Here is a 7,232-nt window from a genome sequence, read left to right on the forward strand (position 1 = left end):
GCATGAGCAAGTATTTTGCGGCGGATGGCGCCCTGGGAATCATTATGGAGAAAATTGCCGATTTCCTGATATTGAGCGTGCTCTACCTTTTGTTTTCAATTCCGATAGTGACAGCCGGAGCTTCCGCGACGGCATTATATACAGTAACGCTGCGCATGGCGAGGCATGAAGAGAAGAAAACAGCGAGAGGTTTCTGGAATGCATTCCGTGAGAACTTCCGTCAGGCTACACTGATCCATCTGATTCTGACGGCGGTTCTCTTGCTGCTGGTATTCTATGCGCTGGCGGTAAGTATCCTTCCGGGAAACCTTCAGATCGTATTCGGCGTGCTGACGGGGATTTTTCTGATCGTCTGGCTGATGGAAGCAGTATTTGTGTTTCCTGTACAGGCGCGTTTCTGCGGAGGGATCTGCCGGACGATGAAGAACGCCTGGCTGATGGCGGCGGCAAATTTCCCGTATTTTCTTTTGATTGTTCTGATCAGCGGGCTGCCCATATGGAACCTGCTGCTGCTTCCGGCTGTATTTCTGCGCATCCTGATTCTCTGGATTCTTCTGGGCCCGGGGCTTTTGGCATGGGTGAACAGCCGGCTGTTTCAAAGATGTTTCCAAAAATATACGCCGGAAGAAGGCGTTTGATATAAGTGACTGAAAACAGTCAGATACGAAGGAGGAATGTAGAATGAGTGTTGTTGAACAGGTTCAACAGGTATCGAATTCACCGATCCTGTGGCTCCTTTGCGGAATTACGGTGGTCCTTTCCGCGGTACAGGCGGTACTGTACATGCGCCAGTGCGGCAAAATCACGAAAGAGGCAGGGATTGATCCCCATATTCCCAAAGAGGCATTCCGGGTGGGATTCATCTCCGCTATAGGGCCGGCCCTGGGCGTATTCATTGTCATGGTGGGGCTGATGGCTTCTATTGGAGGACCTATGGCATGGCTGCGTCTGTCTATCATCGGCGCGGCTGCGACAGAGCTTTCTGCCGCGAATATAGGCGCGGAGGCGTGCGGCGTGGCTCTCGGGTCAGAGCAGTATACGCTGGTCTGTCTGGCAGTGTCCTGGTTTGCCATGGCATTGAACGGAGCCGGATGGCTTCTGTTTACCGGTGTCGCGACTCCGTCTCTGGAGACTTTGCGCAACAAGGTTTCCGGCGGAGACATGAAATGGCTTGTAGTGCTGAGCGGCGCCTGCTCTCTTGGAATATTCGGATACCTGAATTCTGGAGAGATTCTGAAAGGAATGGGAAATACCATAGCAGTTCTCGCGGGAGCTGTTTCCATGGTGATTCTCGTAAAGACAGTATGCAGAAAAATTCCCCGGCTGATGGAATACTCACTGGGTATTGCCATGATCATCGGCATGATATGTTCACTGGGCTACGACCAGCTGTTCCATTAAGGGAGGAAGAGAACCATGAATGAAAAAGATATTTTAAAACAGTGGAAGCGGGACAGCATCATTATCGGAACCCCGACCAATATTCTGGCCGCGCTGACCGCATTTATTCCTGTAATCTGGCTGTGTACGACTTATGACTGCTGGCCGCCCCTTGGTACTGTTCTGACAGCATGGGGAATGGTGGCGGCTTCTTTCGGGGCGTTTTATTTTGTGGAGCCTATATCCTATTACGCGGCGCTGGGTCTTTCTGGAACTTATCTGAGTTTTCTCTCCGGAAATATCGGAAACATGCGCGTACCCTGCGCGGCGCTCGCTCTGGATGTAACGGATTCCACGCCGGGCACCATTCAGGCAGAAGTGGTCTCCACTATGGCGATCTGCGGATCGATTATCACGAATCTGATCGGTACCACTTCCGCGGTGATTGTCGGAAGCGCGGTTTTGTCAGTCCTGCCGGACTTCATCGTGACCGGACTTACGCAGTATGCAAGTTCGGCCATATTCGGAGCGACCTTCGGCAATTTTGCCATTAAATACCCAAAGGTGGCCGTATTTGCTCTGGCGATCCCTGTGGCGTTAAAGCTGTTTACTCCGCTGGCTGCCGCATGGGTGATCGTGATCACCGTATTCGGAACGCTCTTTATCGCGAGGATTTTTTATAAAAAAGGGATGCTCGCGTAATATATAAAAACTATTATTAAAATGTGGAGGATAAGAAAATGTGGGAACAGTGCAGAGACCTGCAGGATGAACTGGTGGCCATGCGCCGGGAGCTTCATCGGATACCGGAGCTCGGCGGCGATCTGCCGCAGACAAAGGCATATGTGGCAGGAAAATTAACGGAGATGGGAATCCCCTTTGTGGAGAATAAAACGGACAGCGGTCTGGTAGCCCTGATCCAGGGTGGAAAGCCCGGCAGAACCATCGCTCTGCGCGCGGATATGGACGCGCTTCCGATTACGGAGGAGAATGAAGTGCCTTATAAATCCACTCATGAAGGATGCATGCACGCCTGCGGGCATGACACCCATATGACCATGCTTCTTGGCGCGGCGAAGGTACTGAACGCTCACAAAGACCAGATTCCGGGGACTGTGAAGCTATTGTTCCAGACAGACGAAGAAGGATCCAAGGGAGCGCAGAGGATCTGTGAGGAAGGGCATCTGGATAGCGTGGACGCCATATTTGGAACACATATAGGTACCATTATCTCCAAAGATATTCCGGCCGGCACGGTGATCTGTACTCCGGGATGCTGCATGGCTTCCTTCGACCGGTTTGTAATCAAAGTAAAAGGTTTTGGCTGCCACGGCTCCACACCGGAAAAAGGAGTGGATCCGGTCAATATCGCGGCACATATTGTAATCAGCCTTCAGGAGGTCCTGGCAAGGGAGATCGCCGCGGTGAAACCGGCAGTTCTGACTATCGGCCATATCGAAGGGGGATTCACCTACAATGTGATTCCTTCCGAGGTTCTGATCGAAGGTACGATCCGCGCACTGGAAGAAGACGTGCGTGAACATCTGGCAAAAAGGATTGAAGAGATCGCAAAAGGTACGGCGGCTACTTTCCGCGGAGAAGCGGAAGTGGAGATGGACTGGGGCGCGCCGCCTGTGATCAATGATCCTGAGATGGCGAGGCTGGCGGCGGACGCTGCGAGAGAGATCGTCGGAGACAGCATGGTTATCGATCATGTGGACGCTCCGAATATGGGAGGCGAGGACTTCGCTTATTACCTGAACCGCGTACCCGGGGCATTTATGTTCCTGAGTTCCGCGAATCCCGAAAAACACACGGATATTCCTCATCACAATCCCAGATTCAATGTGGATGAAGACGTATTCTGGATCGGATCCGCTCTGTTTGTCAGAATCGTGGAAAAATATCTGGGAATGGCCGAGTAACAGGGAAAGGAAGAACGGATCATGACTCCGATTATGCTGTTTGCCGCTTATGCGGTGGTTCTGGTGGTGGCGCTGTATATCTTTGTGTACATCCCGAACAAGAAGAAACAGAGGCAGATGAAAGAACTGCACGGTTCTCTGACGCCGGGCGACGTGGTGATTACTATGGGAGGAATCGTCGGAACAGTCACGGAAGTGAACGGAGATTACGTTACCCTTCTTTTGGACAAGAATACAGGAACTACCATGGAAGTGGTGCTGTATGCGATCAGCCAGATCAGGGAAAAAGCATCTGCATAAGACGGGATAAGGTGTGAAAACGGGGATAGAAACAGGCTCAGGCTTATAAGCAAGCATGACGTCTGGTTTTATCCCCGCTTCTTTGCCGCCCTGGACTGCCGCGGTAAATTACAGATAAGACTTGTTCCTGCTCATGTCCGTAACCAGATCCTCATTTCCGTCTGCTTTCATAAGTTCGATCAATCTGGGAATATTGTTCCGGTCGTCGATAATTGCCTGGATTTCTGATTCGGTGATGCCGACAAGCTGGATAAATTCTGTTTTTCCGTACACAGAGGTCTGCGGTTCTGCTTCAGTATCGTTTACCAGCAAAAGCGCCGTGATAAGGGAATCCGTACCGATATGAAGGGAGGTACCGCTGCCTTTCACATACTGATTCGGCTCAAAGAAACGTCCGGTCTTGTAGGTGTATCTTGCGAGATTTGACATCATATCTATCGCCCACATGCAGCTTTCTGTGTCTTTTTCCTTCAGCTTCATGGTCATTTCATAACCCCAGCCGTTCCATTCGCCGCCGAAAGCCTCCTCGTCTCCGTAAAGCACCGTCATCCCGTAGCTGACCAGATGCTTATACCCTTTCGGTGAACTGTACACCGAAAAACCGTCTAAATATTCATCGCCGCCGAATATGGCCCTTGACGTCATGATGGTGCCGAAATGATCGGGATTCTGTCCGGGATAAAGCTTTTCAAAAGCGTCGTCGATAGCCTGCCAGCCGGGGGAATACTCCTCATCTTCGTTGAGACGGATTAAAAATTCTTCCTTTGTCATGTCAGGTCCTCCATATGTAAAAATTCTTCGTTTATTCGAACTACGCAACCACGCGAATCGGAGATCCGTCACAATTGCTGTCCGCGATCGGGTCAAGACCGATTACATCGAAGCCGATCCCCTTATAGTTCCCATTTATGATGTACGAAAGTACTTCATCGTCTTAATGGAACCTGCATCGGAGGATAAATTGCTTCCCTCAAAATTATATTAAATCCTTATATTCACGTCGTCCATCCATCACTGCATAGATTATTGCGGTTTTTGCTTCTTCATCTATTTTATAGAATGCCAGATGACGCTCAACAACCAATACTCTGTAACCTTGACGACGTAACGTCGCATAGCGCGGTTTAGCACCCATATATGGGAAGTTTTCCAAATTATTAATTGAATTTTCTATCTTTTCAAGATAATTAAGCGCTATATCAACGCTGCCGGAATCTTCAGCTATATAAAAAATAATATCATGTAATTGTTCATCTGCTTTATCAGTTCGTAAAACTTTGTAACTCATTTCCCGCTCCGCGATATTAAATTTTCCCGAATAGAATCAAAGGTTTCTTTTATTGGAGACACTCTTCCAGACATTACATCTTCTTCAGCGTCTGCGAGATTTCGTAAAAGCTCTAGCTCAGCAGTCATTTGATTATAATCCTGAATTCCCATGATAACTGTGTCCCCTCTCCCGTTTTTTGTAAGGATACAATGGGTTCGGTTTTCCCGGCATTCTTTAGCTATCTCATTGTAGTGGTTTCTTAAATCCGCTGATGGTCTGATGGTTGTTTTCATGATATTCCTCCTGTTTCAAGATAGTCATATTATATCATTATTTTCGTATTTTAACAATGTGCCACGTGGTTTTAAGTGGAATTTAATTTTGCACAAGTGACAGTCAGTCTTTCATACGAATTCATATATAAACTGAAATTATACTTGACATATAGTGACTACTATTGTAGACTATAATTGACTACAGAAGTAGACACAACATGGAGGTATCGATATGGAGAAAAAGAAGAATGTCTCCGACGCGGAACTGGAGATTCTGGAAGTGCTGTGGACGGCCGGAGAGCCTTTGAATACGGCTCAGATACGGAGTATGCTGGAAGAAAACAAGAGCTGGGAGCGCACGACCGTGCTGACGTTGATCCAGAGACTGGTGAAAAAGGGGATGCTGCATCAGGAGAAGAGAGAAGTCTATTATTACAGTCCGGCAGTCAGCCGTGAAGCGTATGTGAAAGAAGAGACGAAAAATTTTGTCAACAAGTTCTTTCATGGCAGAAGCGGAAACATGGCGGCGGCGCTGATGGCGGATGATGACCTGACGAAAGAGGACATCAAAGAACTCAGAGACTTCTTCAACAGCCGGTTCTGACAAGGAGGGAGGTGATGGTATGGGAAGAGAGATCGTTTTGGAAATACTTAAGCTGTCCTGGATGGGGACGCTTCTGGGGCTTGTGCTGTTGGCTCTGCGGCCTCTGACCAGAAGACTGTTTTCCTGGAAATGGCACTATTATATCTGGGCGGTGGTCTTTCTGCGGCTGCTGCTTCCGGTACATCCGGATCCGGGTGCAGTTCCTGCTCCTGTGATCTGGAATCCGGTACAGTTTCTGGAAGAGAGCGTACAGACCGGACAGGAGAAAGCTGCTGCGGATACGGCGGTGGAAAAGGCGGCAGATACTGAGGATACAGTCAATATGGCGTCCGGGGTGCCGGACGGAAGTACGGATCTGAACGGTTCAGGATCTCCGGACAGTATTTCCGCAGGAACATCTGCCGGAACTTCCGCACAGACATCTGCTGCGGGCGCTTCCGCAGGGGCGGCAGGCTTCCCCCTGTTCCACTGGATGTTTCTGATCTGGGGATTTGGCGCGCTGCTGATGCTGCTTCTGAAAATCAACGATTATCGGAATTTTGTCCGCTATGTGAAGGCTGACTGTACCTGTGTGGAGGATGAAGGAATCCTGCGGCAGGCAGAAGAGATCCGCCGGGAAATGCACATCCGGAAATGGGCCTGGATCTGTGGGAGCCCGCTGGTAGCCAGCCCGGTACTGATCGGGGTCTTCCGGCCGTTTGTTGTACTGCCGAAAGAGAAAATGACTCCGGAAGAATCGGCGCTGATTCTGCGGCATGAGCTGACGCATCTGAAAAGGAAGGATATCTGGTATAAATGGCTGTTCCAGATCGTGCTCTGTATTCACTGGTATAACCCGTTTGTATACTGGTTTGGGAAAACATTCGACAAAGACTGTGAGCTTTCCTGCGATGAGAGCGTAGTGAGAACCTTGACAGAAGAGGAGCGGCGCAGTTATGGAAATATTCTTCTGGATACGGCGGAGCGGCATATGAGATTCCGCGGAAGCGTGCTTTCCACGACGCTTCTGGAAGGCAAAAAGGATTTAAAACGGAGGCTCTCGGGGATCGCCGGATACCGGAAGCGCGGTTTCGCGGCGGTGTGTCTGTCGGCTCTGGTGTTCGGGTGCGTGACTGCGCTGGCTGCCTGTACGGATACGGCAGGGCGGACAGGAGACGATTCTCTGAATGTGTCGGCTGTGGAAACGCACGACGCGGCCGCGCAGGAAGAGGGAGAGACAGGAGGCTTCTGGTCGCGTCTGTTCGGGACTGTTTCCCGGAACAGCTGGAGAGATAGCGTGATGAATGAATCGTTTGGGGTGGATGCCTCGGATGATGCGTATAAAGTCTACAATGACGACACGCTGATGGCAGGAAAAGACGTGGAAGACACCGTATGGAGAGCTTATTTTTACAGCGGGGGAGACGGGGCTGTGAAGGCAGAGGTATTTGCTTTCTGCGGTTCGGATTCTGTGCTGATCCTGGAGGCTGAGAAACCGG

10 protein-coding genes are annotated in these 7,232 nt (G+C 50.0%); 7 read left to right on the forward strand and 3 right to left on the reverse strand.

What is annotated here, in order from left to right; all coding sequences use genetic code 11:
* Positions 1 to 2 precede the first annotated feature (2 nt).
* From B5F29_RS15090 to yajC, 5 genes are read left to right on the forward strand one after another with little or no spacing between them, the layout of a single operon-like run.
* A complete protein-coding gene (locus B5F29_RS15090; protein WP_087155428.1) occupies positions 3 to 638 on the forward strand; it encodes a YesL family protein in 636 nt (211 codons plus the stop codon).
* 43 nt (positions 639 to 681) lie between these two features.
* Complete coding sequence (locus B5F29_RS15095) at positions 682 to 1,401, forward strand: DUF5058 family protein (protein WP_087155429.1); 720 nt, start codon at positions 682 to 684, stop codon at positions 1,399 to 1,401.
* A gap of 15 nt (positions 1,402 to 1,416) precedes the next feature.
* The gene (locus B5F29_RS15100) at positions 1,417 to 2,082 is read left to right on the forward strand and encodes a hypothetical protein (RefSeq protein WP_087155430.1); all 666 of its coding nucleotides are present in this window, start codon (positions 1,417 to 1,419) and stop codon (positions 2,080 to 2,082) included.
* A 38-nt stretch (positions 2,083 to 2,120) separates the two neighbouring features.
* Positions 2,121 to 3,305 (forward strand): M20 metallopeptidase family protein, encoded by a 1,185-nt coding sequence (locus B5F29_RS15105; protein WP_087155431.1) that lies wholly within the window; start codon positions 2,121 to 2,123, stop codon positions 3,303 to 3,305.
* Between the two features lie 21 nt (positions 3,306 to 3,326).
* Positions 3,327 to 3,605: a preprotein translocase subunit YajC gene (yajC, locus tag B5F29_RS15110; RefSeq protein ID WP_087155432.1), complete on the forward strand. Its 279-nt coding sequence runs from the start codon at positions 3,327 to 3,329 to the stop codon at positions 3,603 to 3,605.
* Between the two features lie 108 nt (positions 3,606 to 3,713).
* Here yajC and B5F29_RS15115 read toward each other — a convergent pair whose 3' ends face one another.
* The 3 genes from B5F29_RS15115 to B5F29_RS15125 form a co-directional block, all read right to left on the reverse strand.
* Positions 3,714 to 4,376, reverse strand: coding sequence for a suppressor of fused domain protein (locus B5F29_RS15115; protein ID WP_087155433.1), 663 nt, complete (start codon positions 4,374 to 4,376; stop codon positions 3,714 to 3,716).
* A gap of 205 nt (positions 4,377 to 4,581) precedes the next feature.
* Entirely contained in the window at positions 4,582 to 4,893 is a 312-nt protein-coding gene (locus B5F29_RS15120) for a type II toxin-antitoxin system RelE/ParE family toxin (protein WP_087155434.1), read from the reverse strand.
* Positions 4,890 to 5,168, reverse strand: a complete 279-nt coding sequence (locus tag B5F29_RS15125) for a type II toxin-antitoxin system Phd/YefM family antitoxin (RefSeq protein ID WP_087155435.1) — start codon at positions 5,166 to 5,168, stop codon at positions 4,890 to 4,892. Before B5F29_RS15125 ends, B5F29_RS15120 begins: the two co-directional genes overlap by 4 nt.
* A 214-nt stretch (positions 5,169 to 5,382) precedes the next feature.
* Here B5F29_RS15125 and B5F29_RS15130 point away from each other — a divergent pair, with 214 nt between their 5' ends.
* Both B5F29_RS15130 and B5F29_RS15135 read left to right on the forward strand, forming a co-directional pair.
* Positions 5,383 to 5,754: a BlaI/MecI/CopY family transcriptional regulator gene (locus B5F29_RS15130; protein ID WP_087155436.1), complete on the forward strand. Its 372-nt coding sequence runs from the start codon at positions 5,383 to 5,385 to the stop codon at positions 5,752 to 5,754.
* A 19-nt stretch (positions 5,755 to 5,773) separates the two neighbouring features.
* The coding region (locus B5F29_RS15135) for a M56 family metallopeptidase (RefSeq protein WP_242955694.1) at positions 5,774 to 7,232 on the forward strand (1,459 nt) is incomplete at its 3' end.

Source organism: Lachnoclostridium sp. An196, from assembly GCF_002160135.1.
GTDB lineage: Bacteria > Bacillota > Clostridia > Lachnospirales > Lachnospiraceae > Hominiventricola > Hominiventricola avistercoris.